At 68.1% G+C, this 23,502-nt stretch carries 26 protein-coding genes; 11 read left to right on the forward strand and 15 right to left on the reverse strand.

Annotation, left to right across the window (positions count from 1 at the left end; translation table 11 throughout):
• Both FHR96_RS09590 and FHR96_RS09595 read right to left on the reverse strand, forming a co-directional pair.
• Positions 1–1,098 carry a substrate-binding domain-containing protein gene (locus tag FHR96_RS09590; protein WP_183387451.1) on the reverse strand — a complete coding sequence of 366 codons (1,098 nt, stop codon included), beginning with the start codon at positions 1,096–1,098 and terminating at the stop codon, positions 1–3.
• Between the two features lie 227 nt (positions 1,099–1,325).
• Entirely contained in the window at positions 1,326–1,943 is a 618-nt protein-coding gene (locus FHR96_RS09595) for a LysE/ArgO family amino acid transporter (RefSeq protein WP_183387452.1), read from the reverse strand.
• 89 nt (positions 1,944–2,032) lie between these two features.
• Here FHR96_RS09595 and FHR96_RS09600 point away from each other — a divergent pair, with 89 nt between their 5' ends.
• Positions 2,033–2,902 (forward strand): LysR family transcriptional regulator ArgP, encoded by an 870-nt coding sequence (locus tag FHR96_RS09600; protein ID WP_183387453.1) that lies wholly within the window; start codon positions 2,033–2,035, stop codon positions 2,900–2,902.
• A gap of 118 nt (positions 2,903–3,020) precedes the next feature.
• Positions 3,021–3,344, forward strand: a complete 324-nt coding sequence (locus FHR96_RS09605) for a hypothetical protein (RefSeq protein ID WP_183387454.1) — start codon at positions 3,021–3,023, stop codon at positions 3,342–3,344.
• 326 nt (positions 3,345–3,670) lie between these two features.
• Here FHR96_RS09605 and FHR96_RS09610 read toward each other — a convergent pair whose 3' ends face one another.
• The gene (locus FHR96_RS09610) at positions 3,671–4,525 is read right to left on the reverse strand and encodes a PhzF family phenazine biosynthesis protein (RefSeq protein WP_183387455.1); all 855 of its coding nucleotides are present in this window, start codon (positions 4,523–4,525) and stop codon (positions 3,671–3,673) included.
• A 100-nt stretch (positions 4,526–4,625) separates the two neighbouring features.
• Between FHR96_RS09610 and FHR96_RS09615 the strand changes: the two genes are divergently transcribed.
• Positions 4,626–5,558, forward strand: a complete 933-nt coding sequence (locus tag FHR96_RS09615) for a LysR substrate-binding domain-containing protein (protein WP_183387456.1) — start codon at positions 4,626–4,628, stop codon at positions 5,556–5,558.
• 77 nt (positions 5,559–5,635) lie between these two features.
• On the opposite strand, the gene FHR96_RS09620 is transcribed toward FHR96_RS09615, so the two are convergent.
• Together FHR96_RS09620 and FHR96_RS09625 are read right to left on the reverse strand one after the other, a co-directional pair.
• Complete coding sequence (locus tag FHR96_RS09620) at positions 5,636–6,208, reverse strand: hypothetical protein (RefSeq protein WP_221195764.1); 573 nt, start codon at positions 6,206–6,208, stop codon at positions 5,636–5,638.
• Positions 6,209–6,410: 202 nt separating this feature from the next.
• Positions 6,411–6,968, reverse strand: coding sequence for a sugar O-acetyltransferase (locus FHR96_RS09625; RefSeq protein ID WP_183387457.1), 558 nt, complete (start codon positions 6,966–6,968; stop codon positions 6,411–6,413).
• 181 nt (positions 6,969–7,149) lie between these two features.
• On the opposite strand from FHR96_RS09625, the gene FHR96_RS09630 reads away from it, so the two are divergent.
• The 3 genes from FHR96_RS09630 to FHR96_RS09640 all read left to right on the forward strand — a co-directional run bounded on the left by FHR96_RS09630 (position 7,150) and on the right by FHR96_RS09640 (position 10,109).
• The gene (locus FHR96_RS09630) at positions 7,150–8,037 is read left to right on the forward strand and encodes a S66 peptidase family protein (RefSeq protein ID WP_183387458.1); all 888 of its coding nucleotides are present in this window, start codon (positions 7,150–7,152) and stop codon (positions 8,035–8,037) included.
• A 124-nt stretch (positions 8,038–8,161) separates the two neighbouring features.
• Positions 8,162–9,382 carry a helix-turn-helix domain-containing protein gene (locus tag FHR96_RS09635; protein WP_183387459.1) on the forward strand — a complete coding sequence of 407 codons (1,221 nt, stop codon included), beginning with the start codon at positions 8,162–8,164 and terminating at the stop codon, positions 9,380–9,382.
• Between the two features lie 43 nt (positions 9,383–9,425).
• Complete coding sequence (locus tag FHR96_RS09640; RefSeq protein WP_183387460.1) at positions 9,426–10,109, forward strand: Vgb family protein; 684 nt, start codon at positions 9,426–9,428, stop codon at positions 10,107–10,109.
• A gap of 46 nt (positions 10,110–10,155) precedes the next feature.
• Here FHR96_RS09640 and FHR96_RS09645 read toward each other — a convergent pair whose 3' ends face one another.
• Entirely contained in the window at positions 10,156–10,611 is a 456-nt protein-coding gene (locus FHR96_RS09645; RefSeq protein ID WP_183387461.1) for a DUF6789 family protein, read from the reverse strand.
• Positions 10,612–10,677: 66 nt separating this feature from the next.
• Entirely contained in the window at positions 10,678–11,487 is an 810-nt protein-coding gene (locus tag FHR96_RS09650; RefSeq protein WP_183387462.1) for a sulfite exporter TauE/SafE family protein, read from the reverse strand.
• 107 nt (positions 11,488–11,594) lie between these two features.
• On the opposite strand from FHR96_RS09650, the gene FHR96_RS09655 reads away from it, so the two are divergent.
• Positions 11,595–12,425, forward strand: a complete 831-nt coding sequence (locus FHR96_RS09655; protein ID WP_183387463.1) for an AraC family transcriptional regulator — start codon at positions 11,595–11,597, stop codon at positions 12,423–12,425.
• Here FHR96_RS09655 and FHR96_RS09660 read toward each other — a convergent pair.
• Positions 12,400–13,239, reverse strand: a complete 840-nt coding sequence (locus FHR96_RS09660) for a CPBP family intramembrane glutamic endopeptidase (RefSeq protein WP_183387464.1) — start codon at positions 13,237–13,239, stop codon at positions 12,400–12,402. The genes FHR96_RS09655 and FHR96_RS09660 overlap by 26 nt on opposite strands.
• Before the next feature lie 451 nt (positions 13,240–13,690).
• On the opposite strand from FHR96_RS09660, the gene FHR96_RS09665 reads away from it, so the two are divergent.
• Complete coding sequence (locus FHR96_RS09665) at positions 13,691–13,897, forward strand: cold-shock protein (protein ID WP_183387465.1); 207 nt, start codon at positions 13,691–13,693, stop codon at positions 13,895–13,897.
• A gap of 211 nt (positions 13,898–14,108) precedes the next feature.
• Here the strand turns inward: FHR96_RS09665 and FHR96_RS09670 are convergent, their stop codons facing one another.
• Positions 14,109–15,386: a dicarboxylate/amino acid:cation symporter gene (locus tag FHR96_RS09670; RefSeq protein WP_183387466.1), complete on the reverse strand. Its 1,278-nt coding sequence runs from the start codon at positions 15,384–15,386 to the stop codon at positions 14,109–14,111.
• 71 nt (positions 15,387–15,457) lie between these two features.
• Complete coding sequence (yghU, locus tag FHR96_RS09675) at positions 15,458–16,327, reverse strand: glutathione-dependent disulfide-bond oxidoreductase (protein ID WP_183387467.1); 870 nt, start codon at positions 16,325–16,327, stop codon at positions 15,458–15,460.
• Between the two features lie 286 nt (positions 16,328–16,613).
• Here yghU and FHR96_RS09680 point away from each other — a divergent pair, with 286 nt between their 5' ends.
• Both FHR96_RS09680 and FHR96_RS09685 read left to right on the forward strand, forming a co-directional pair.
• Complete coding sequence (locus tag FHR96_RS09680; RefSeq protein ID WP_183387468.1) at positions 16,614–17,084, forward strand: carboxymuconolactone decarboxylase family protein; 471 nt, start codon at positions 16,614–16,616, stop codon at positions 17,082–17,084.
• Entirely contained in the window at positions 17,081–18,007 is a 927-nt protein-coding gene (locus FHR96_RS09685) for a sigma-70 family RNA polymerase sigma factor (protein WP_183387469.1), read from the forward strand. Before FHR96_RS09680 ends, FHR96_RS09685 begins: the two co-directional genes overlap by 4 nt.
• A gap of 32 nt (positions 18,008–18,039) precedes the next feature.
• Here the strand turns inward: FHR96_RS09685 and FHR96_RS09690 are convergent, their stop codons facing one another.
• Together FHR96_RS09690 and FHR96_RS09695 are read right to left on the reverse strand one after the other, a co-directional pair.
• Positions 18,040–19,251, reverse strand: a complete 1,212-nt coding sequence (locus FHR96_RS09690) for a DNA glycosylase AlkZ-like family protein (RefSeq protein ID WP_183387470.1) — start codon at positions 19,249–19,251, stop codon at positions 18,040–18,042.
• Between the two features lie 102 nt (positions 19,252–19,353).
• A complete protein-coding gene (locus tag FHR96_RS09695) occupies positions 19,354–20,343 on the reverse strand; it encodes an MBL fold metallo-hydrolase (protein WP_183387471.1) in 990 nt (329 codons plus the stop codon).
• Between the two features lie 139 nt (positions 20,344–20,482).
• Here FHR96_RS09695 and FHR96_RS09700 point away from each other — a divergent pair, with 139 nt between their 5' ends.
• Positions 20,483–21,394 (forward strand): LysR family transcriptional regulator, encoded by a 912-nt coding sequence (locus FHR96_RS09700; RefSeq protein WP_183387472.1) that lies wholly within the window; start codon positions 20,483–20,485, stop codon positions 21,392–21,394.
• 76 nt (positions 21,395–21,470) lie between these two features.
• Here FHR96_RS09700 and FHR96_RS09705 read toward each other — a convergent pair whose 3' ends face one another.
• The 3 genes from FHR96_RS09705 to FHR96_RS09715 form a co-directional block, all read right to left on the reverse strand.
• Positions 21,471–22,082: a GNAT family N-acetyltransferase gene (locus tag FHR96_RS09705; RefSeq protein WP_183387473.1), complete on the reverse strand. Its 612-nt coding sequence runs from the start codon at positions 22,080–22,082 to the stop codon at positions 21,471–21,473.
• A gap of 109 nt (positions 22,083–22,191) precedes the next feature.
• A complete protein-coding gene (locus tag FHR96_RS09710) occupies positions 22,192–22,605 on the reverse strand; it encodes a VOC family protein (RefSeq protein ID WP_183387474.1) in 414 nt (137 codons plus the stop codon).
• A gap of 118 nt (positions 22,606–22,723) precedes the next feature.
• A complete protein-coding gene (locus tag FHR96_RS09715; RefSeq protein ID WP_183387475.1) occupies positions 22,724–23,473 on the reverse strand; it encodes an aspartate/glutamate racemase family protein in 750 nt (249 codons plus the stop codon).
• Positions 23,474–23,502: the final 29 nt, after the last annotated feature.

Genomic DNA, 23,502 nt, shown 5'->3' on the forward strand with positions numbered 1-23,502 from the left:
TCAGTCTGTCTCCCCGTCGCCGCTCAACCGAAAGGCCCGGCGCTCGAGACGCTCGATCTCCTCGGGCGGCGTATCCCGGGTGATCAAGGCAATGTCGCCGGCGAAGATATCCGGGACTCGCGTCGCCTGCCCGATCAGCGCCATGCGGATCGCCTCGGCCATGGCAATGCCGTTCTCGTCGTTGATGCGCATGGCGGTCACATCCAGGCCGCCATCTTGCAGGGCTTCGAGCTCCGACGCCCCGCCGCCCCAACCGTTGAGCAGCACGTCCATGCGATCGGTCTCGCGCAGCGCCCGCAGGGCGCCCAGTGCCACATCGGTGGAGCTGGCGAAGATCATCTTCAGATCGGGGTGTTCCTGCAGGGTCTTCAGCGTCGCTCGGTAGGCCTTGTCCGGATCCCCGTCGGTGTAATAGGCATCCACCTCCTCCACCTTCGGATAGCGAGCGGCCTCGTCGGCAAAGGTGCCGCCACGCATGCGGCTGACATAGCCGGGAGAGAAGTACAGCATCAGGTACTTGCCCCGATGTCCGGCCCGTTCGAGCATCCAGTCGGCGATCAAACGGGTGCCCTGCACATGGTCGAAGCCGACGTACATGAAGGGAGGATCGGCTTCCCAGTCGATCAGCGGAGTGGTGATGTTCTGCAGGATCAGCCGCGGACTGCCCAGCGCCAGGACCCGCTCGATCATGCGCAGGTGGGGCACCGCGTTCAGGGTGAACACCAGGTAGTCCGGCCGCCACTGCAGTGCCGTGGTCAGCTGCCGCGCCTGCAGGTCGACGTCCACCGACGGTCGGGACATGAACGTCTTGAGATCGTAGGGGATACGCAGCTGTTCTAGTCGCGCCTCGAAGGAAGACAGGCTGCGTCGCCAGTAGTCCGAGGACTGCAGGCCGGGGTAGATGACCGCGATGCGCAGCGTGCGCCGCGGCGATGCAGACAGCGGCATGGCCGGCGACTGGACGCGGGTGGAAAAATCCGCCATCAGCGCCTGCTGCTCGGGATGCCGCGCAAGATAGTCGTCGATGGGCACATAATGACTCGTCGCCCTGGCGGCCTCCCCCGGCAGGGCGCCCATCAGGATGGCGGCCGTCAGCACGGCGCACCGGAAAAGCGCTGGGCATCCAGCCATCGAATGGTCCTTCCGTCTCGGGTCTCCTTCACCACGGTTATCCCGATGGTGCCAGGCGACCACTGTACCGCATGCCCCCGACGGATGCCGATGCGCTCGGCGATGACGACACCCCCGCCCGAGAGAGTGGCCTGAGAAGTACCAGTAGTTAAGTTAAAACGAATGAAAAACGCAACGTTGGATCTCGGCGGGCCTCAGGCCAGTTCGCCCAGCCCGCTCCCGGCCAGCTGCAGCGCGATACCGCCCATCATCATGCCGATGGCGCCGTCGATCAGCCGCCAGGCCCGCGGTCGCGAGAGCCACGGCGAGAGCAGTGCCCCGCCCCAGGCCAGCAGACTGAACCACAGCACGGAGGCGCTGCCGGCTCCGGCCACGAAGGCCACGGCACTGTCCTGCTGGGCACCGACCGAGGGAATCAGCAGCAGGGTATCGAGATAGACCTGCGGATTGAGCACGGTGACCGCCAGGGTGGCCAGCAGCACCCGGGTGACGCTGTGCTCTCCGTCGGCGGAGCCCGCCAGCCCCTGGCGGCCGACGCTGGCCCGGTACAGCGCCTGGGCGGCCAGCCAGCCGAGGAAAGCCACCCCCAGCCAGCGCAGCACATCGAGCGCCCCGGGGATCGTCAGCAGCACCGCACTCATGCCGAACATGCCCGCCGCCACCAGCAGCAGATCGCTACCCATGCATAGCCCGGCGGACCACCAGTGATGCTGACGGCGAACGGCGAGCCCCAGCACGTAGGCGTTCTGGGCGCCGATGGCGACGATGATGCCGCCGCTTACCAACAGCCCGGTCAGATAACTCTCCAGCATCGACATGCCTCCCTGAAATGAGGAGGCCAGCCTAGCGCCACGACGATATACTGAAAAATCATCTTCCTAATGCTGTATCAGTTTTTCTTATGATCGATTACAAGCTGCTCGAGGCCCTCGCCACGGTCATCGAATGCAACGGTTTCGAGCGTGCCGGCGAAGCGCTCGGCCTCTCGCAGTCGGCCGTCTCCCAGCGCCTCAAGACCCTGGAAGTGCGCCTCGGCCAGCCGGTACTGATTCGCCATCCACACCTTGAGCCCACGCCCGCGGGACGGCGGTTGCTCAACCACTATCAGCAGGTCCAACTGCTGGAACGCGACCTGCGCAGCGCCCTGCCGACCCTGGAGACCGCCTCGCCGCGGCTGCGCATCGCCATCAACGCCGACAGCCTTGCCACCTGGTGGGCCGACGCCGTGGGGCGCTTCTGTCGCGATGAAGGGCTGCTGCTCGACCTGGTCATCGAGGACCAGGACGTGGGCCTTCGACGACTGCGCGACGGCGAGGTGGCGGCCTGCCTGTGCGCCAGCGACCAGCCCATCGCCGGGGCGCGCTGTGTCCCGCTGGGCACCATGGTCTACCACCCCTATGCCACCCCGGCCTACATCGCCCGATATTTTCCCCAGGGGCCCAGCGAGGCGGCCTTTCGCCATGCCCCGGCGATCGTCTATGGCCCCCACGACCAGCTGCAACATCGGTTCCTGGCTCAATGCGGCTACCACGGCGCCTTTCCCTACCACCTGTGCCCCTCATCGGAGGGATTCGTGCGACTCGCCGCCGCCGGCATCGGCTACGGCATGATGCCGCATCGCCAGGTGGCCGACCTGGTGAAGGCTGGCCAGCTCGCCAGTCTTGATCCACAGCGCCGCCTGGAGGTGCCGCTGTACTGGCATTTCTGGCGCCACAGCGGCGCCCTGCTCGAGCGACTGACGGGCATGCTGGGCGAGGTGCAACTAACCTGAGCACACGGTGTCATCACTCAGAACCACCTCCGCTCGGCTTCCCGACCGAGCCCACTCACCCTCCGACGGAGCCCGCCCCACGACCGATCATTCATTCCAAGCCGATAAGGAGGTTCGCATGAAGGTATACAAGCCCGAATGGCGCTGCATCCTGAGCGTGACCGAAGGCGCGGAATCCTCGACCCGTTGGCTGGCACGTATCGCCTGGCGATTGCGCCGGCTGGCCGACCGCCTGGATGGCGGTGGAAGAACGATCAAGCTCGACTGCCGGGTAACGCCCGAACTTCCCCAAGAGGACGTCGATGACTGCCTCGGCAAGGGGTTCATGGTGGCCCAGGGCCTGCTCACCGAACTCGCCCAGCAGGCCGCCTGTGAAGACGTGATGCGCGACGCCAAGGCGGAGCTCTTCGAGGAGGCAACCGCCAGCGAACCGAAGCGCTGAAGACAGAGCATCATCCCGGCCGCGCTTCCCGTTCACCATGAGCGGAAGCGCGGCCGTATGGAAGCTACGAAGCCGTCACGGAATCATCATGCTGCATCGCAGCAAAGCGCGCTATACTCGAAGTGTCCCACCAAGGAGGACACCGAGATGCCGTATGCCACGACGATCTTCGACGCCTATGTCCTGAAATGCTGGGCGGAATTCGCCCGTCAGCAGACGCTTGCCCTGGAGGCCATCGCGGCCTACCTCGACTGACGCCTTCGCCGCAGCTCCTCGCCGGCCCCGTAAGCGCTCGCCTACCCGCTGTCACGCCCATGCCGGCCGACCTATGCCGCAGCAGTAGCCGGGGCGAGATCGACGGCGGTGCCGCTCACCTCGATGCCACCGGTGGCCGGAATCGCCACGTCGAGGCGACTCGGGCGCCCCATGGCCTCGCCCTGCAGGATGGTCAGGCGAGCCGGCGCCGCGAGCAGCCCGGCATCGCGCAAGTAGCCACCCAAGGCCGCCGCCGCGGCGCCGGTGGCCGGATCCTCCACCACGCCTCCCACCGGAAACGGATCGCGGGCGTGATAGAGCGTCGGGCTCTCCCGCCACACCAGCTGCAGCGTAGTGAGCTCTCGCTTGCGCATCAGCGCCTGAAGGGCGGGGAAATCGTAGTCGAGCCGAGCGAGGCGCGACGGCTCTGCCGCCGCCAGCACCAGATGCCAGACACCGGCATAGGCCAGCGCCGGCGGCAGCGTGACATCCAGCTCCGCGGCGTCCCAGCCGAGGCGTTCGAGGACCTCGTTCACCAAGGCCGGTTCCGCGGGGCGCTGCTCGGGCGTCACCGACACCAGGGCGGCGTGCCACTCGCCGTCTTGCTGCGACACCGTGACCGGCACCTCGCCGATCATCGTCTCCAGCGTGTAAGTGCCCGCACCGCCCAGGCGCCCCAGCATGACGCCGGCGGCGATGGTGGCGTGGCCGCAGAAGTCGATCTCGACCTGCGGGCTGTAGTAGCGCACGGTGCGACGCGCTCCGGTCAGCGGCGCGACGAAGGCCGTTTCGGAGTAGCCGACTTCGGCGGCAATACGCTGCATGGTGGCGGCGTCGGGCAGCGCCTCGCCGAACCAGACACCGGCGGGATTGCCGCCGTGTGGATCGGTCGTGAAGGCGGAAAGGCGATAGAGGGTGCCGGTCATGGGACGTCATCTCCTGTGAGAACCGTCCTCGCATTTTGCGCCCAGCTGGAGTAATAACAAGCGAGCATTTTTCCTCCATAGGCTTAGCTGGAGTATGCCTTTGATCGCCTCATCTCGACTCCCCCTCGCCACCCTGCGCGCCTTCGAAGCGGCGGCGCGCCTGGGAAGCTTCAGCGCCGCGGCCATGGAGCTGCACGTGACCCCCGCCGCCGTCAGCCATCGCATCAAGGCGCTCGAGGAGGAGACCGGCGTGGCGCTGTTCGAGCGCAAGGCCCGAGGCGTGATCCTCACCGAGGCCGGCGACCGCTATCGGGCGAGGATCGCCGAGGCCTTCGGGCTGATCGAGGCGGCGACCCGCGAGCTCGGCGAGCCGGGCATCGACGGCCCCCTGCGCGTATCGGCCCCCCATGCCTTCCTGCGCCACACCCTGCTGCCGCGACTGGATGACCTGGCGCGGCGCCACCCCGGGCTGGCCCTGGACCTGGTGGGCGACAACCGGCTCGCCAATCTCCACACCGGCGAGGCCGATATCGCCCTGCGCTTCGGCACCGGCCGCTATCCCGGACTGAGCGCCGAACCGCTGATGGAAGATGCCATCACCGTGTTGGCCCCCGCAGGGGAGACGACGAACGACGACTGGCGACGCGCCTGCTTCATCGAGGACAGCAGCGCCACGGATGTCGAACCCTGGAGCGGGTGGGCGCCCTGGTGGCGAGAGGCCGGCCTGCACGAGCCCGGCATGCTGCGCCGCTTCACCGTCTCCGACAGCGGCCTGGCGCTCGATGCCTGCCGCCAGGGGCTGGGCCTGTGCCTGGCTCGCCTCTCGGTGGCCCGGGAAGCACTGCGACGCGGCGAGGTGGTGACGCGGCGTTCCTGGCGGCGCACCGAGTTCAGCCACTACCTGGTCACCCTGCCCGGCACCGCCGAAGCGCCGCGGGTGCGTGCCTTCCGCGACTGGCTGCATCTCGCCCTGGAGGAGCTGGCCGGCGAGATCCGCGCCGCAGTGGATCCGCGGCACGGCCCCCCGGGGTGACAGGGCAGCGCGTCCCCCGCCCGTCCGTCGCTCGTAGCGGGCATCGTCCGTGACGCCCGGCATGCCTGTGCGGGTCCCTATTCCATGTCCTGTTCCATCGGCCGCGCCGCCACCGGCACCATCAAGTGTTGATAGTCGGTGCCCTTCCACATCACATAGGGTCCACCGTTGTCCGGGTCGGTGGGGAAGGCTTCCAGCAGCGCCGGCGGGGCGATGATCATCAGGTGCGGTCCCTCGACCACCCACTGATTGTCATCGGTGGCTTCCATGGCGAAGGGGTCGAGGTTACTGGCCCCCGCATCGCCCTGCAGCATGTAGGCGATGCCCAGGCGATCCGCCGTGAAAGGCTCCTTGTTCTGCCAGGCCTTGGCCCAGGCCATCCAGGCTTCATCCAGGCACATGGGGGCATTGCCGGCCATGTCCGGGGGCGACGGCAGGCAGGTGTAACCGTTGCCACCCTCCTGCAGCCCCTTGCCCTGCCAATCGACGACGGCGGCCCCCTCGGCCATGCCCGGCCAGGTGGCACTCAGCGCATCCTGCAACTTGTCCGCTGGAGCCTCCTCCTGGGCGACCGCCACGCCCGCCAGCCCCAGCGTCAGGCCTCCAATGGCCAGCCCCATCCAGGCATGGCGGGATATACGGGTATTCATCGCTCGCTCCTCCCATTCACTGGGCCGGCTGCGATATTCCCTCGTCGTGCATGCCTCCCTGCCACCGGCCCGAGCCCTCTCGACCTTTGCCTGCAGCATGCCTCACTGCCTTCTCAGTCAAGACGAACAGGGCCCAAGGCTCCACCTGATCCCAAGTCGGCTGAGGCATGATCGAGGATCCCAGCCCTTCCACCCAGGCCGCTCATGCGGAAGGCTCAAGCGCGCGGACGACACGACAGGGATTGCCCACGGCGACGACGTCGGCGGGGACATCGCGCGTGACCACGCTACCGGCACCGATCACCGCCCGCTCGCCGATGGTCACCCCCGGCATCACCGACACGTTGCCGCCCAGCCAGACATCGTCGCCGATAGTGATCGGCGCGGCATGCTCGGTCTCGCGACGCGCCTTGGCCTCCAGGGGATGGGTCGCCGTGGAAAGCAGCACATGGGGACCGAACATCACTCGCCGGCCGATGATCACCGCGCAGGGGTCGAGGATGGTGAGGTGATGATTGGCGTAGAAACCGTCGCCCAGGCGGATGTTGTAGCCGTAGTCGCAGTAGAAGCTCGGCTCGATATGCGCCTCGCCCTCGAGGTCGAGCAGCTCGGCGAGCACCGCCATGCGCGCCGCGGGATCTCCGGGATCCATCAGGTTGAAGCGGTGGCAGACCGCCTTGGCGTGGCGCGACTCGGCTTGCAGGGCAGCGTCGGAGGCCACGTAGGGCAATCCGGCGAGCATCTTGTCCTTCTCGTTCATGGCGGTGTCCCGGCGTGAGAAACATCACGCCCTAGCCTCTCCTCCTGGATCGCCCTTCGCAAGACCGCCCGGTGCCCGGGTATCGATCCGCATGGCGATGCCAGGGCGCCGACCGTGACAGCCGCTCGCATCCCGTCGACAATGCCCACCTGCCCCCTTCGCTCATCGAGGATCCGCCACCATGTCGCTTGCCGTCAGCCTCATCGCCCCCTCCTCCTTCACCGCCCCCGAGGCCGTGGCCGCCGGCATCCGCGGGCTGGAGGCGCTGGGCGTCGAGGCACGCTGCGACGCGACGCTGCAGGCCCCGGAACGCTACCTGGCCGGTAGCCGCGCGCACCGCCTGGCCCAGCTGCATGCCGCCTTCGAGGATCCCGACACCGACGCGGTGTGGGCGGTGCGCGGCGGTTACGGGGCCGCCCAACTGGTCGACGGCATCGACTGGGCGCGCCTGGCCCGCCGGCCCAAGCCACTGATCGGCTATTCCGACGTTACGGTGCTGCTCGACCACTGCCACCGCCACGGTCTGCCGGCCATCCACGGCCCGGTGGCCAAGGCCGCCGGCGGTCTGCACGACGGCGACGCAGAATCGCGAGAGATCGTCCGCGGCCAGTTCGAGGAGACCCTGGCGCTGATCGCCAGGCCAACGCCGCTCGACTACCCGTTGACGGCGCACGGTCCGGCCCCGGCGGCGCTCGAGGGCCCGGTAGTGGGCGGCAACCTGGCCACCCTCGCCAGCCTGGTGGGTACCCCGGCGGGTTTCCGCGCCCCGCCCGGCGCGCTGGTGATCCTCGAGGACGTCGGCGAACCCTACTACCGCCTGGAACGCGCCCTGTGGCAGCTGGTTCACGGCGGCGCCCTGGAGCGTGCCGCCGCGGTATGCCTGGGCACCTTCGAGGGCTGCACACCTTACGGCGAGACGCCGCTGGAGGCGATCGTCGCCGAGACACTGGCACCGCTCGGGCTGCCATTGTTCTGCGGCCTGCCGATCGGCCACGGCCTGCACAACCGCCCCTGGCGCTACGGCGCCGCCGGACGCATCGCCGACGGGCGCCTGGCGATATCCGGATAGCGGGCCACGCCACCAGACTCTCGCTGCGTGGACCGCATCGACGCGGTGCTAACGGCACCGCGTCGATGGCATAGACTGGGTAGCGGACCCGCGCCCCGGGAGCGACAAGCGTGGCAACACTCGCATGCACAGCCTGATCACGACCGCCGCACAGGCCCTCGCACAGGGCGACCCGCTTGGCGCGCTCAACCGAGTGGCCCTGTGCGACGACGCTCCGGCGCTGGCACTGCGCGGCATCGCCATGGCCCAGCTGGGCGAGTTCGAACGCGCCAGGACGCTGCTGCAGCGCGCCGCACGTGCCTTCGGCCCCCGGCAGCCCGTCGCCCGCGCCCGCTGCGTTCTGGCCGAGGCCGAGATCGCGCTGGTCGCCCGCGAGCTCGGCTGGCCGGGCAAGGCACTGGCCACGGCACGCACCACCCTCGAGGCACAGGGCGACCGGGTGAACGCCGCCCACGCGCGCTACCTCGAGGCCCGGCGCCTGCTGCTGATCGGCCGCCTGGACGAGGCCGAGGCACGGCTCACCGACATGCCAGCGCACGCCCTGTCGCCCGCTTCCCGCGCCTCCTGCGAGCTGGTGAAGGCCGGCATTGCCCTGCGCCGGCTGCAGACGTCGGAGGCCCGCGCCGCCTTCCGCCGTGCGGCCCAGGCAGCACGGATGGCCGGAGTCCCGGCGCTGATGGCCGAGATCGAGCAGGCCTCTCAGGCGCTGATTCGCCCCGCCGCGACGCTGATCGCCGCCGGCGAGACTCGCCCGCTGCGCCTCGAGGAGGTCGAGGCACTGCTGGCCACGCCGACACTGGTGGTGGACGCCTGCCGGCACGTCGTGCGCGATAGCCACACGGCCATTTCCCTGAGTCGTCGTCCGGTGCTGTTTACCCTCACCCGTCTGCTGGGCGAGGCCTGGCCGGCCGGCGTACCGCGGCAGACGCTCATCGCCCAGGCCTTCCGGCTACGCCACTGCGATGCCTCGCATCGGGCGCGGCTGCGCGTCGAGATCGGCCGGCTGCGCCGGGCCCTCGGCTCGCTGGCCGGCGTGGTCGCAACGCCGGGCGGCTACCGGCTGTCCCTGCCGGAGGGCCAGCCCGTCGCGGTGCTGGCCCCACCCATTGAAGGCCGACACGCCAGGCTGCTGGCCCTGCTCGCCGACGGCGAGGCCTGGTCGAGCTCGGCGCTCGCCCTGGCCCTCGGCACCAGCCAGCGCTCGGTGCAGCGGGCGCTGGACGCCCTCTCGACGGACGGCAAGGTAGAAGCCATGGGACGCGGCCGGTCGCGCCGCTGGCTCGCCCCGCCCGTGCCGGGATTCCCGACAACCTTGTTACTCCCCGCTGCGCTGCCAAGCACCTAGGCTGGGTACATCCCCCCCCCCAGCCACCACACGGGAGTTCACCATGAAAGGTTCCACCGCCGAGTTCATCGCCGAATACGGCCCCTTCCCCGACATTGCCGGCATCCACGGGGTCACCTACGACGGCCAGCGGGTATGGTTCGCCAGCGACGGGCGGCTCACCGCCCTGGACCCGGACAGCGGCGAGATTCAGCGCACGCTGGAGGTCGCCGCCGACGCCGGCACGGCCTTCGACGGCCGCCACCTGTTCCAGATGGCCGGCGACCGTATCCAGCGTATCGACCCTGAGAGCGGCCGGGTACTGGCCACCATCCCCGCGCCGCCGGGGGACTGCAACTCGGGCCTCGCCTGGGCGGAGGGCTCGCTGTGGGTCGGCCAGTATCGCGATCGGCGGATCCAGCAGGTCGACCCCGACACCGGCGAACTGCTGCGCAGCATCGCCACCGACCGCTTCGTCACCGGGGTCAGTTGGGTCGACGGCGAACTATGGCACGGCACCTGGCAGGACGACGAGAGCGACGTGAGGCGACTCGACCCGCTCACCGGCGAGGTGCTTGAGCGGATCGACATGCCCGCGGGCACGGGGGTCTCGGGGCTCGAATCCGACGGCGCCGGGCGCCTGTTCTGCGGCGGCGGCAACGGCGGCACGCTACGCGTCCTGCGCCGCCCCGCCCATGCCTCGCAGGACGACAACGCCGATGCGGCTGCCGACGCAGCGTCGCCCTGATCGCGTCCCGCCGCCGCCATGCCCGGCCCCGGCGAGCGCCAGCGGGTCAGGCATGGCCCAGCACACCGCCCGCCCAGCCGTAGGCGATGCCGAGCGACAGCCCGAACACCACATGGGCCAGCAGCATCGACAGCGGCGCGATCAGCCCGAAGCCCAGGCCGAACACCCCGGAACCCGCCAGCGGAAAGACCGTGACCATCACCACCAGCCACGCAAGCAGGCCGAATTCCAGCCCGCGCCGCATGTCGGTGCGTCCCGGCAGGTAGGGCGCCAGCAGCCCGAACAGCAGGCCCCAGATCAGCGTGCCCACCACGAAATGAATGACCCAGGCCACCCATCGGCTGTCCGGCGTGCCAAGCAGGTCGTGGGCGGCCAGGTTCATGATCTCGATGGGGTCGTACCAGGGCATGATGCCCGCCGCCAGGCGCAGCACCAGGATCATCGATATGACGAAGGTGGCTACGAAGCCAGCCAGCATGCCCCTCACCAGGCGAGCGCCCATGACGCACCTCCCGGTTGATGACGTGGTCTTTCAGTATAGGTCCGCCGCCGCCCGGGGGCCGGTCCCTCAGAGCGCTACCATCGCCGCCAGCACGCCGGCCAGCAGGGCGAGATAGGCCTTGGCGTGGACCCCGTCGGGGAGCCGTCCGATCCAGGGCGACGCCAGGCGAATGCCGATCCAGGAGCCGACCGCCAGCGCCGCAAAGGCGCGAAGGTCCACGTAGCCCGCCTGCCAGGGTCCCAGCAGCGCGGCCTGGTCCCGGGCCAGCAGCACATAGGCGGCGGTACCGGCGAGCGCCATCGGCAGCGACAAGGGGGTCGCCATCGCGGTGGCGCGGGTCATCGGCAGGCCGCGACGACGCATCAGCGGCACCGTCATCACGCTGCCGCCGACTCCGAGCAGGGCCGCGACCATGCCGATGCCGAGGCCGAGCACGGCACTCGCGCCGGCCGACGGCGCCCGCGGCGTTGCCGCCGTTCGCGCCAGGAATCCCGGGCGCAGCAGCGCGTCGACGATGGTGACGGCCAGATAGGCGACGAAGGCCCAGCGCACCCAGTCGCCGCGCATCGCCATCGCGGCTGCGGCCCCGGCGACCGCCCCCAGGGCGATGTATCCCGCCAGCGGGCGGATCCATTGCCAGTCCAGCGTGCCGGCCCGATGATGACGCCGCGTGGCCAGCCCCGCACCGACGATCATCACGCCGGTCGAGGTGGCCACGGCGATATGCATGGCGGCCTGGCCGACGAGGCTGTCCGCCCCGTGGGTGGCCAGCAGCACCGCGTACAGCAGCGGCACCATGAAGAAGCCGCCGCCGAAGCCGAACAGCACCGTGGTGATGCCCGCCAGGCCGCCACACGCCAGCAGCAGGAGATACATGACAGCGCTCCATCGAGAGGGTGAGCGCGCAGCGTACGCCGCCGAGGAGTGGCCGACATTCGACTACTGGTCAATAATGCTCGCGTATAGGCCAATCGAGACCCCGCATGCGCAACGTTTCCCTGGCGGACGTGGACGACATCGCCCGGGAGGTGCTGGCGATCGGCACCGACTACCCGCCCGGCACCCTGCTCGACACCCACCGCCATCGGCGCGCCCAGTTCCTCTACGGCATGACGGGGCTGATGGAAGTGGGCACCGAGGATGGCGCCTGGGTGGTGCCGCCCTATGCCGGGGTCTGGATTCCCGCCGGCAAGCCGCACCGGGTGAAGATGCTCGGGGTCAGCACGCGCAGCCTGTACATCGAACCGGCGGCCGCGCCGCGGCCCGGCGCGCTGTGCGAGGTGCTGCTCGTCACTCCGCTGCTGCACCAGCTATTGCTCGCCTCGGCCGAGATTCCCGCTCGCTACGACGAGGCGGGCCGCGACGGCACCCTGCTGCGGCTGGCGCTGCACGAGCTGCGCCAGTGCGCGCCACTGCCGCTCTACGCCCCGCTGCCCCGCGACCCAGCGCTGGCGCGGCTGTGCACCACCTTCCTGCAATGCCCGGACCTGCGCAGCTCACCGGCGCAGTGGGCCGGGCGCTTGAATCGCAGCCATCGCACCTTCACCCGCTTCTTCAAGCACCAGACCGGCCTGTCGTTCAGCGCCTGGCGCCAGCAGGCCTGCCTGCTGGCCGCCCTGCCGCAGCTCTCGGCCGGGGTGCCGGTGACCCGCGTCGCCCTGGCGCTGGGTTACGCCAGCCCCAGCGCCTTCGCCACCATGTTCCGCAGAACCCTGGGCGAATCGCCCTCGAGCTTCGCCGAGCGCGCCCGGGCCGCCGACGGTCGAGGCACCGACAACCAGAGATCCCTCAGCGGGCCGCCAGCGGGTAGGTGAACAGGGTGAAATGGACGAGGTTCAGCCCCCAGTGAACCAGCACCGCCCAGGCCAGCCGGCCGGTCCAGCGATACACCAGGCCGTAGAGCAGCCCGGCGCCGGCGGCGACCGCCACGAAACCGGCCCCGCCGGGAAAGTGGGCCAGGCCGAACAGCGCGGCAGCGGCCGTCAGGCCGAGCGCCCCACCGAGGCGCGCGGCCAGCCAGCGCTGCAGCACGCCGCGAAACAGCAGCTCCTCGGCCACGCAGGTATTGAGCAGGTTGGCCACCGCAAAGGCCGCGAACCAGGGCACGAGCCCCGGCTGCCAGGCCACCAGCTCGAGCGCCACGGCCAGCCCCATCAGCGCCAGCACCCCGGCGATCGCCAGCAGCGGCATCGTCCACCATGGCCGCGGCGCCCCCGCCGGCAGCGCACTCTTGCCGAACAGCGGTAGCCAGCCGAGCAGCGACCAGGCCACCAGCACCTTGTCGGGATGCAGCACCAGGTCGAAGGGCACGCTGCCCGGCTTGAGCGCCGATTCCTCGACCAGCACCAATCCCAGGTCGCCGGGCCAGGCGTGGACGACCAGCACGGCACTCGCCGCCAGCCAGGCCGCGATGCGCGCCCGTGCCCACCAGGGCGACAGGCGCCGCTTGCGCATCCAGGCGCTCAGCGCCACATAGCCGAGCGCCGCCGCCACGAACCCTGCACTGGCATGGCCCATCGCCCCGGCGGCCAGCAGCCACGCCACCGCACCGCCGTAGCGCAGCCGCGGGTCGGCGCTCAGGCCGCACAGGATCAGGCCGAGGGAGTAGAGGATCGCGAAGGGCAGCATGGGGCATCCTTGCCGAACGGGAAGAGCCGCCGTTCAGCCTATCAGGGCTCGCCGCCGACGCCGACCGACGGTACGGGAACGCGCCAAGAGGGGCACACGGATCGGCATGAAGCCGTATCGCGTCATGGTGAGCCGCGTGCGGCCCAAGTCATCGACGCCCACGACGTCCCCTGAACGCGCAACGGCACCGCTGAGCGATCCTTGGCGTCTGCCTCTCATGAGCATGGAGCAGGAGACTGCCCGCAGGGTGCGATGATCGCGAAATAAAACGAAAGTCTTTGACCCCCGCGGCCTGGCGTGTCACCGTGGCGTCGGTTGGTTAGCAAGCAGCATGGTTCCAGCAGCATTCGAATCTTTTCGATCGCCTGTAATTGTATTTCTTGTTGTACCCGCTACTCGTCTGGGTGACACCAGAAATTTTTGCAAGGCGCTAAGCGCAAAGGATTTTCACATGGCTACTGGTACCGTCAAGTGGTTCAACGATTCCAAGGGTTTCGGCTTCATTTCTCCTGCCGATGGCGGCGATGATCTGTTCGCCCACTTCTCCGAAATTCAGGCTGAAGGCTTCAAGTCCCTGCAGGATGGTCAAAACGTCTCCTTCGACGTGACCCAGGGCAAGAAGGGCCTCCAGGCCTCCAACATCAAGTCTCTCGACTGATCTGATCGATCACGAGAACTTGCGAACCTCCCCGGTTCGCTGATCAGGGCCCGCTTTGCGGGCCCTGATTCGTTGTGTCTCCTGCTTGTGTTCGCGCGCCCCTGCGGGCACTACTCCGGGGCTCCGAAGCGCCGCCACAAGCCGGGGGCGGCTAGCGCTCGGGAAATGGCCCGCCCAGGTATGACGACTCGCTGGACGGCCGCCGGCCCACTCAGGCGCGGGATCCCTCGGTAGAAGCGTCCTCGCCGCCCACCTCGGCGATGCGCTCGCCCTCGCTGCGGCCGATCACGGCGCTGCCGACCAGGTCGCCGGTGACGTTGAGCGCCGTGCAGCCCATGCCGACCAGGGCGTCGATGGCGGTGAGCAGCGCCACCGCCTCGATCGGCAGGCCGACCTGGGCGAATACCGTGGCGATCATCACGATGCCGGCGCCGGGCACCCCGGCGGTGCCCACCGAGATCAGCGTGCCGACCACCACGATCTGCGCCATGCTGGCCAGGTCCAGCGGGGCGCCCGCCACGTTGGCGGCGAACACCGCCGAGATGGCGATGCGGATCGCCGCGCCGTCCATGTTCAGGGTCGCGCCCAGCGGCAGGCTGAAGCCGTAGAGGCCGCGGGGCAGGCCCAGGCCGCGGGCGGCGTCCAGGGTCAGCGGCAGGGTCCCGGAGCTGCTCTGGGTGGCAAAGGCCGTAGCCATGGGCGTGCGCGCCTCGCGGAAGAAAGCCCGCGCCGGCACGCCGAAGCCCTTGAGCAGGCCCAGATAGACCAGCAGCTGCACGCCCAGTGCCACGTAGAGCACCACCACCATGTCGCCGAGCGACAGCAGCGTGCCCACGCCCTGCTCGGCCACGGTGCCGGCGACGATGGCGAACACGCCCACCGGCACCACGTGCAGGATGCCGCCCATCACCTTGAGGGTCACGGCGTTGAGCGCCTCGATCAGCCCGGCCAGGCGCTCGCCCAGTTCACCGTGGGTCTCGGAGCGGCGCAGCTGGGCCACGGCGAGGCCGAACACCAGGGCGGTGAAGATGATACCGAGCAGGTCCTGGCCGGCGAAGGCCTCGACGATGTTGGTCGGCACGATGCCGAGCACCACCGAGAGGATGCCGGGGTTCTCGGGCACCGACACCGAGCCGGCGCCCTCGAGCGTCATGCCCTCCCCCGGCGACAGCAGGCTCGCCACTGCCAGGCCGACGACGATCGCCAGCGCCGAGGTCGCCAGGTAGTAGAGGAACACCTTGCGGCCGATGCGCCCCAGGCTGCCGGCCCGGCCCTGGTTGATGCCGGCCATCAGCGTGAACAGCACGATGGGCAGGATGATGAACTTCAACAGCCGCATCAGCAGCTCGCCCAGCGGCGCCAGCGCCTCGCCGACGGCCGGGCCGCCGACCAGGCCGACCGCGGCGCCCAGCACCAGGGCAACGGTGACCCGCAGGATCAGCGAGGCATCGCGATAGCCGCGCCACAGGGATGTCAGGGGAGTGGACATGATGACCTCTTGAAAACGATAAGCGCCGCGGACCCTAGGCCCGCGGCGCTTGATGTGCAAAGACCGGATGGTTAAGTGCTTATAACGTCTTGAGTCTTTTCCTTGAAGTCGCTGGCGTCGTGGCGCTCGTGCAGCTGCATTTGCGGCTCGCCGAAGGTGCGGTTGACCATGCGGCCACGCTGCACCGCCGGGCGGGCGTCGATCTCCTTGGCCCAGCGCAGCACGTGCTCGTACTCGTGCACGCTCAGGAACTCGGCGGCGTCATAGAGCCGGCCCAGCACCAGCTGGCCGTACCAGGGCCAAGCGGCCATGTCGGCGATGGTGTAGTCGTCGCCGGCCAGGTAACGCGTCTCGGCCAGGCGGCGGTTCAGCACGTCCAACTGGCGCTTGGTTTCCATGGCGTAGCGGTCGATCGGGTACTCCAGCTTCTCCGGCGCGTAGGCGTAGAAGTGGCCGAAGCCGCCGCCGACGAAGGGCGCGCTGCCCATCTGCCAGAACAGCCAGTTCATGGTCTCGGTGCGCCCGGTGAGGGTGCCCGGCAGGAACTCGCCGAAGCGCTCGGCCAGGTAGAGCAGGATCGAGCCGGATTCGAAGACCCGGATCGGCTCGTCGGGGCCATGGTCGACCAGCGCCGGAATCTTGGAGTTGGGGTTGGCCTCCACGAAGCCGCTGCCGAACTGGTCGCCGTCGCCGATGCGGATCAGCCAGGCATCGTACTCGGCGTCCTGGTAGCCCAGTTCCAGCAGTTCCTCGAGCATCACCGTGACCTTCACGCCGTTGGGCGTGGCCAGCGAGTAGAGCTGGAACGGGTGCTTGCCGACCGGCAGTGCCTTGTCATGGGTCGGCCCGGCAATGGGGCGATTGACGCTGGCGAAGGTGCCGCCGCTGGCCTTCTCCCAGCTCCAGACCTTCGGTGGGGTGTAGTCGTTGCCTTGGCTCATGCGATCTCCTCGATGGCGATGGGCGTTGCTCACACGGTCATGTGGGGGCACGTTAGCGGGCTATCAACCTGCAACAGACCTTAGCCGATCGAGCCCCCCGCTGCGAGGGAACGGGCAGCCATCGATGCGATAGCCAGGTCCTATTGCCTCGCCAGCGAGGGCGCGATGCGGCGGAAGCGAAACGTCGTCCGCGTCATGCCGCAGCGGACCTGTCACAGCGATCCATGTCACAACGGCCGGTGCTGCGTCGTCTTCATTGCGTACACTCACCCATGGAGACCCAGCGATGACCCCACGAATGAATGCGTTTACTGCCGCACCGGACACCATGCAGGCCATGCTGGACCTGGAGCAGCGCGTCAGCGGCTCGGGCCTGGAGCCGAGCCTGATGGAGCTGGTCAAGACACGCGCCTCGCAGATCAACGGCTGCGCCTTCTGCCTGCACATGCACACGCGCGACGCCCGCGCCGACGGTGAGAGCGAGCAACGCCTCTACCTGCTCTCCGCCTGGCGGGAATCTCCGCTCTACAGCGAGCGGGAGCGCGCCGCCCTGGCCTGGACCGAGGCGCTGACGCGGCTGGCCGACAGCGAGGTCACGGACGAGATGTATGACCAGGCTCGCCGCCACTTCGACGAGGAAGAGCTGGTCAAGCTCACCCTGTTGATCGGCGCCATCAATATCTGGAACCGGATCAACGTCGGGTTTCGCACCCTTCACCCCATCGAGGGCGCGTCACGGCAAGAGGCCATGCCATGAGCGACGACCGAGCGGCCCGAGAGCCCGAGCCTTCTCGTGATGTGGAGACCCACCGGGCGCACCTGCTGCGCCTGGCCTACCGCATGCTCGGCTCGGTCGCCGAAGCCGAGGATGCGGTACAGGACGGCTACCTGCGCTGGCATGACCGCTCGCGGGAGCACGTGGACGACCCGCGCGCCTACCTCTCGCGCACCGTGACGCGCCTGTGCCTCGACCGGCTGCGCCAGGCCCGCGCGCGGCGCGAGGTCTATGTCGGCCCCTGGCTGCCGGAGCCCCTGGTGGAGGAATGGTCGACTGACGCGGCTCCGCTCATCGAGCAGGAGGTCTCCACCGCGCTGATGATGGCACTGGAACGCCTGTCGCCGCTGGAGCGGGTGGCCTTCATCCTCCACGACATCTTCGACATGGACTACGACGACATCGCCGCCACGCTCGAGCGCAGCGAGACCGCCTGCCGGCAGCTCGCCAGCCGCGCGCGCAGCAACGTCGTCAGCGCCCGGCCGCGCTTCCAGCTCGCCCAGGACGAGGGCGCCCGCCTGGCCGAGGCCTTCTTCGAGGCCAGCCGAAGCGGCAATGCGACCCGCCTGCAGGCCCTGCTGACGACTGGCGCCCAACTGCATGCCGACGGCGGCGGTCGCCGGCGTGCGGCACGCCGCGCCATCGAAGGCGCCGACAGGATCGGCCGCTTCTTCGCCGGCATGGCGCGCAAGGGCTTCACGGCCAGGCCGATCTGGTCGCGCCGGATGCGGATCGACGGCCTGCCCGGCATCCTCTCGGTCGAGCACGACGGCACACTGCAGACCACCGCCATCGAACCGCAAGGGGGGCGCATCCGGGCGATCTACATCGTGCGCAACCCCGACAAGCTTCGCCATCTCGAGGCCCTGCTGCCCGAGACGGTGGCCGAACGCGTCAGCCACTGAATCGCTCGTCGACGGCACCCGGCCTCGCCGCGTCAGCGGGCCGCCCGCTGCCAGGCGTGGCGCGCCTCGCGGCCGAGGCCCCGGGGCAGCACGAGTCGCGTGGCACCGAGGTAGTCGAGAAATGCCCGGGCGGCAGGCTCCAGCGCCTCGTCCAGGCCCTCGGGCAGCCGGGCCGGCGTGATGTCGGACTCCCAGTGCCAGGCGAGGATCGTCAGGATGCCCTGCTGGCACCTGGCATCGAAGCGGGCCACGAAGCGCTCGCCCCACAGCACCGGCACCACGTAGTAGCCCCAGCGGCGCTGGGTTTCGGGCTTGTAGACCTCCCAGACGTAGTCGAAGGCGAACAGCCGGGCGACGCCGCCGCGGTCCCACATCAGCGGGTCCAGCGGGGCGAGAAAGCGCACCTCCCGCGACGGGGACGCCAGCGGCTCGGCGGCGTCCTCCAGCGTCGCTAAGGCCTCGGGCGTCGTCCAGTAGGCGGTGCCGTCGACGTCGAGCTCGAGCAGTTCACCCCGGGCGATGGCCCGGGCGGCGATGCGATCGCGCTCCGCGCGCGGGCACGGCAGCGACCAGACGGCACCGTCGGCCGCGGGGCGCAGCAGCCCGGCGGCCTGCACGCGCCGCGCCACCAGCCGCTGCAGGGCCTCGTCGTCGCTGGCCTCCGCTACGCTCGTCCCCTGGGGCAGCACCCGCTCGGGCAGGTCGTAGGCATGGCGGCCGCCGACGCGATGGTGGGTCATCAGATGGCCCGAGTCCCACAGCGCCTTGAGCAGGTGCCGCGAGCGCTTGGGGCCGTACCAGCTGCCGCGCAGGGCGGGATCGGCCCGCTGGTCGCCGAGCTCGAGGCTGGTCGAGGGGCCATGGCGCTCGACCTGCTCGACCAGGGCACGGGCCTCCGGGGCCTCGACGTCCACGCCGCGGTGCTGCCAGCGGCAGGCGAACCAGCGATGGAACGGCGCCTGGGCCCACCACTCCGCGGGCTGGATCAGGCTCGCCTGCTTGTCCCAGCCGTCGACCAGCCACCGCTGCCCGTAGGCCGCCTGCTGCCAGTCGCCCTGGCGATAGCCGGGCACCCGGGCCTGAAGCACCAGATCGGGGTTGGTGCCAACCGGCGCCAGGGGATCGAACTGGATGGTGCCCAGGCGGCGAATGACGCTCGCCAGCGGCGCCGGGCGGAAGTGATAGTGCACCAGCAGCCGGCGAGCGTCGGCAGGTGTCAGCGTGAGTCGTTGGGGAGCGGTCATCGGCGGTCCATGTCCCGACATCGTTTCGAACGTTCGCCCATCCTAGGCGAAAGCGTGAGGTTTGGCCCGACATGCCCCCTGCCGGGCCGACATCTACCCTGTTCAGGGCGCCTGTGTCGTGTCGCGGTTGTTATAGCCTACGGGAACCCAGCGATAGCCTTGCTCCAAGGCTTGAATATGGCCGACGCCAGGGAAAGGGAGGTGCGGCGCAGCGACCAGGTCATGCTGTTGTGCCAAGATCGAAAATTGCGTCGAGCGAGCCTCGGCCGCCATCTCGGGATCGACGTCATAGACGATCGTGATCGATGGGTCCGGGAACTGGACCGGCGCAACGTGGACAATATCGCCGATGAACGTCAGCGTTTGCCCCCGGCTCTCCAACGTATAGAAGGCGCTCCCCGGCGTGTGGCCCGGGTGAAGACTTGCCGTCAGCCCAGGCATCACCTCGGTCTCCTGCCCGAAGGTATCGACCCTTCCGGCGTCGACATAAGGCTTCAGCGTCTTGATGGCCTCATCGAAGTACTTGATATCATAGCCTGAACGCGCCGCATTCTCGCGATCCAGGAAAAAGTCGACGTCCGGCTCCCCGACATGAACGGTGGCGTTAGGAAAGACGATTTGGCCATCCCTGGTGAGTCCACCGGAATGATCAGAGTGAACATGAGTGATCAAGATATCGGTTATCTGCTCGGGTTGGAAACCTGCCGCACGAAGGCTGTCGAGCAACTTTCCTCCATAGCCAGGCCCGAACAGGTCGCCGGCTCCCGTGTCGACAAGAACGAGCCGGTCCGCCAACTCAAACAGGAAAGCATTGATCGATGCCTCGACCGGATTGGTACGATAGGCTTGCGCGATCAGGGCATCGGTCTTTTCGTTCGTCGTTCCACGCAAGAGCTCATGCAGGTCCTGGGGCACGGTACCATCCGTGAGAGACATGACCCTCACGTCTCCCACTTTCAAGGCATAGACATCCGCTCCCTGCTGGACGATACCGGGAGGTTCGAACGCCATTGATGGCGACGCGACAAGCGCGGAACTTACGCTGAGCGTTCCCAGCATGACGGCGGAAATGGCGATAGAGCGTGCAGACATGAATATTCCTCTCGTGTTCTTCCGAATGTCGCGCTCAATATATTGACGGGAGCGCCTGTTTAGAAAGCAACGCGAGTTATAACTTTCATCACTGCCATTGATAGCCTCCACATTGACGTCCCAGGACCCGGAACCCACCATGCCCGATCGCCTGAACGACATTGACATCGGCCTGCTCACGGCCTTTGAAGCCCTGATACTGGCGCGCAACGTAAGTCGTGCTGCCGAACGGCTGGGCATCACGCAGCCGGCCCTCTCGAGTCGCCTTACGCGGCTGCGGGCATTGTTCGGCGACCAGCTCTTCGTCCCCGTTGCCGGACGAGGCATGACGCCGACTCCGCGTGCCGAAGAGCTGGGCGCTATGCTACCCAGCCTGCTCGACCATCTGCGTGATTTCGTGGGACCGCCGCCCTCTTTCGACCCCATCGAAAGCGACCGCGTCTTCGTCGTGGCCGCCCATGACAACCCCGCCGCCATTCTGGGCCCCGACCTCGTGCCTGCCTTGCAAAAAGTGGCGCCGAATATTCGAGTCGCATTCGTGCTGCCCGATGCCGATAGCTTGGCGCAATCACTCGAGCATGGCGACATCGATATGTTCGTGGGCGTACCCAGAACGGAAGATGAGGGACTCATCGGCCGCATGCTTCTCTCTGACAGCTTCCTTACGGCTCAACGACGCGGACACCCACGAGGATCCCAAGCGATCACGATGGAAGAGTTCTGCGCCGCCGATCATCTCTTGATCTCTGCCGAAGGCGGCGAATTCACCGGCCAAGTGGACCGCGTCCTCGACGAACTCGGCCACAAGCGTCGGGTCAACGTCTCGATACAGAGCTATGCGCTAGCACCCACCATTCTCGCGAGCAGTGACAACCTCTGTACCTTGCCCAGCCGTTTTCTGCAGCGCTTTGATGCCATGCTGGACCTGTTCCCTCCTCCTCTCGATGTGGGACGCTTCCAGCTACAAGCCATGTGGCATCCACGCATGAAGGATGACCCTGCTCATCGATGGTTTCGCGAGCAGGTTTTCGCGACGGCCCAGGCACAGTGAATCGAGAGGAAACGTGGGCTTTGGCGCGACACACGACCTGAAAGGCGGCGCTCGCATGCATGAAAAACGCGTTTCGCTACCCATTCGCGGACGGCTCCTCATATCCGGCAGTCACACCAGAAGTACGAATTGATGCGCCTCTCCGTCGCCGGCACCATTCCTCCGCGTTCATGCGATACAGGCGCACCGGACGATTATGGTATTCCTGCAGGCGGAAATCGCCGAAGCCGACCTTTTCTGCGACGCGAATGGATGCCTGATGGTCGGGTTCGATAAGCGCCACCACCGAGGCGAAGTGTCCTGCGAGCAAGACGTCATCCAGCACGGCCCGAGCGGCCTCCACTGCCAGCCCGCGATGCCAGAAGCGCCTGGCCAGCCGATAGCCCAGGGTGGCCTCGGTGTCGCCATCGACGCGGTCCATGCCCACCCCACAGAATCCCGCCAGTTCCTCGGAGGCCTTGTCGACCACCGCCAGCGGTGCGGTGCCATGGCGGCGGTAACACGCCTGGCAGGTCTCGATGAACGCCCTCACTGCCTCGCGGTCGAGCACACCCCGAATGGAGTGCTGCATCACTGCCGGATCGCCGAGGATCTCGGCCAGCGCATCGAGATCATCCAGTGACAATGGCCGCAAGCGCAGCCGCGCCGTCTCGGCCCTGAGTGTAGGGATCGTTTCCTGTGTCGGCATGTGGCCTCCTTGCCTGTGCGGCGAACGTCAGGATAACGCCCACCATGTGGGATACCCGCCAGAACCTTGAACCGAGCATTCACGCCGGCACGAATAACGATCTGCCACGTCAACAAGATGAGGAGCGGTCGTCGCGATAGCCCTCTCCGCTGAATTCGATCAGGCAGAATCCGTGGCCGAATGGATCGGAGAACGTGACGCACGTCGAGCCTTGCCAGTGGACGCACTCGCTCTCCTGGACCGCGCCACAGCCAAGCACCCGCGCGGTGGCCTGGTCGATATCGTCCACCACGACATCGAAGTGCACGGGCGTCCAGTGCCTCGCGTAATCCCGGTGCTGCCCGCTGCCCTTCGCGCAGGGTGAACCGCTATCGTGCCTGAGCAGGTAGATCCTCGCCTCTGCCCCCGTCAGCTCGGCGACATCGTCATCGAGCTCGCGACCGAGCACCAAGCCGAAGGCAGTGCAGTAAAAGGCAATGGCCGGTGCCAGTTCGGGCACGTCGATATTGATCAATATCTTCATCGCGCTGGTCTCCGCTTCGCCTCATCGACGTCTAGCGCTGAAGATAGCCACCGTCCCTGGAACCTGCCCCCTGTTGCTCGGTGTGAGGCACGGACCGGCCGCCCTCGGTCCTGAGGAATCAGGGCGTGTCGACGCAGGCCTGAAAGGCGGCAGTCGCATGCATGACGGACGAATTCAGGTATCGAATGCCGTTGGCGAGGAAGTCCGGTTCGCCGTTGTGTTCGGGAAACGCCAGGGGTAGCTCGGTGCATCCGAGGCACACGGCCAGGCCAGCGAGCTCCTGTTCGGGGACGGCGGCCCTGACGACCCGCTCGATGGCCTCGGCGGCACCCTCGACTTCGTTGCGATACAGCTTGCCGATGATGCCGGCGACGTCATCCTTGAGCGCCTGGCGCGAGGGAGCTACGGCATCGACCCCGAACGGCGCCATCCCCGCGCGAAAGGCGGGAGAGGTCATCGTCGGCAGGGTGCCGAGCACCAGCAGCTTCTCGATGCCCTGCGCGGCGCACTGCCTGCCGATGGCCTCATAGACGCTGAGCACCGGCACCCCGATGCCGTGGGATATTTCCTTCAGCCGTGCATGGGGCGTCACGCTCGCGATAACGATCAGCTCCGCGCCGCTCGCCTCCAGGCGCCGCAGCGCACGATGAAAATAGGCATCCCAGACATCCCACGAGCCAGGCTCCGACGTTCCCCGGTTGTTGATGGTGAAGTTCATGTCGAGGGATTCGATGACGATTTCCGGCATCGGCGTCGGGCCGGAGAACTCGCGGCCGCGGTGATACGCCAGGCTCGCCTCGCAGACCAAGCGATAATATTCGATGGTGGACGGCCAGCCGACGCCGCCCAGGATTCCCAGCTTTTTCACGGGCAACTCCCTTTGTCCTCATGCGTTCA

This window comes from Halomonas organivorans, from assembly GCF_014192055.1.
GTDB classification, from domain to species: domain Bacteria; phylum Pseudomonadota; class Gammaproteobacteria; order Pseudomonadales; family Halomonadaceae; genus Halomonas; species Halomonas organivorans.

What these genes read in the sequence shown, in the direction of transcription:
- FHR96_RS09595 (WP_183387452.1), bottom strand. Translation starts at nt 1,943, where the DNA reads ATGCTGGAGAGTTATCTGACCGGGCTGTTGGTAAGCGGCGGCATCATC.
- FHR96_RS09600 (WP_183387453.1), top strand. Translation starts at nt 2,033, where the DNA reads ATGATCGATTACAAGCTGCTCGAGGCCCTCGCCACGGTCATCGAATGC.
- FHR96_RS09605 (WP_183387454.1), top strand. Translation starts at nt 3,021, where the DNA reads ATGAAGGTATACAAGCCCGAATGGCGCTGCATCCTGAGCGTGACCGAA.
- FHR96_RS09610 (WP_183387455.1), bottom strand. Translation starts at nt 4,525, where the DNA reads ATGACCGGCACCCTCTATCGCCTTTCCGCCTTCACGACCGATCCACAC.
- FHR96_RS09620 (WP_221195764.1), bottom strand. Translation starts at nt 6,208, where the DNA reads ATGAATACCCGTATATCCCGCCATGCCTGGATGGGGCTGGCCATTGGA.
- FHR96_RS09625 (WP_183387457.1), bottom strand. Translation starts at nt 6,968, where the DNA reads ATGAACGAGAAGGACAAGATGCTCGCCGGATTGCCCTACGTGGCCTCC.
- FHR96_RS09630 (WP_183387458.1), top strand. Translation starts at nt 7,150, where the DNA reads ATGTCGCTTGCCGTCAGCCTCATCGCCCCCTCCTCCTTCACCGCCCCC.
- FHR96_RS09635 (WP_183387459.1), top strand. Translation starts at nt 8,162, where the DNA reads ATGCACAGCCTGATCACGACCGCCGCACAGGCCCTCGCACAGGGCGAC.
- FHR96_RS09640 (WP_183387460.1), top strand. Translation starts at nt 9,426, where the DNA reads ATGAAAGGTTCCACCGCCGAGTTCATCGCCGAATACGGCCCCTTCCCC.
- FHR96_RS09645 (WP_183387461.1), bottom strand. Translation starts at nt 10,611, where the DNA reads ATGGGCGCTCGCCTGGTGAGGGGCATGCTGGCTGGCTTCGTAGCCACC.
- FHR96_RS09650 (WP_183387462.1), bottom strand. Translation starts at nt 11,487, where the DNA reads ATGTATCTCCTGCTGCTGGCGTGTGGCGGCCTGGCGGGCATCACCACG.
- FHR96_RS09655 (WP_183387463.1), top strand. Translation starts at nt 11,595, where the DNA reads ATGCGCAACGTTTCCCTGGCGGACGTGGACGACATCGCCCGGGAGGTG.
- FHR96_RS09660 (WP_183387464.1), bottom strand. Translation starts at nt 13,239, where the DNA reads ATGCTGCCCTTCGCGATCCTCTACTCCCTCGGCCTGATCCTGTGCGGC.
- FHR96_RS09665 (WP_183387465.1), top strand. Translation starts at nt 13,691, where the DNA reads ATGGCTACTGGTACCGTCAAGTGGTTCAACGATTCCAAGGGTTTCGGC.
- FHR96_RS09670 (WP_183387466.1), bottom strand. Translation starts at nt 15,386, where the DNA reads ATGTCCACTCCCCTGACATCCCTGTGGCGCGGCTATCGCGATGCCTCG.
- yghU (WP_183387467.1), bottom strand. Translation starts at nt 16,327, where the DNA reads ATGAGCCAAGGCAACGACTACACCCCACCGAAGGTCTGGAGCTGGGAG.
- FHR96_RS09680 (WP_183387468.1), top strand. Translation starts at nt 16,614, where the DNA reads ATGACCCCACGAATGAATGCGTTTACTGCCGCACCGGACACCATGCAG.
- FHR96_RS09685 (WP_183387469.1), top strand. Translation starts at nt 17,081, where the DNA reads ATGAGCGACGACCGAGCGGCCCGAGAGCCCGAGCCTTCTCGTGATGTG.
- FHR96_RS09690 (WP_183387470.1), bottom strand. Translation starts at nt 19,251, where the DNA reads ATGACCGCTCCCCAACGACTCACGCTGACACCTGCCGACGCTCGCCGG.
- FHR96_RS09695 (WP_183387471.1), bottom strand. Translation starts at nt 20,343, where the DNA reads ATGTCTGCACGCTCTATCGCCATTTCCGCCGTCATGCTGGGAACGCTC.
- FHR96_RS09700 (WP_183387472.1), top strand. Translation starts at nt 20,483, where the DNA reads ATGCCCGATCGCCTGAACGACATTGACATCGGCCTGCTCACGGCCTTT.
- FHR96_RS09705 (WP_183387473.1), bottom strand. Translation starts at nt 22,082, where the DNA reads ATGCCGACACAGGAAACGATCCCTACACTCAGGGCCGAGACGGCGCGG.
- FHR96_RS09710 (WP_183387474.1), bottom strand. Translation starts at nt 22,605, where the DNA reads ATGAAGATATTGATCAATATCGACGTGCCCGAACTGGCACCGGCCATT.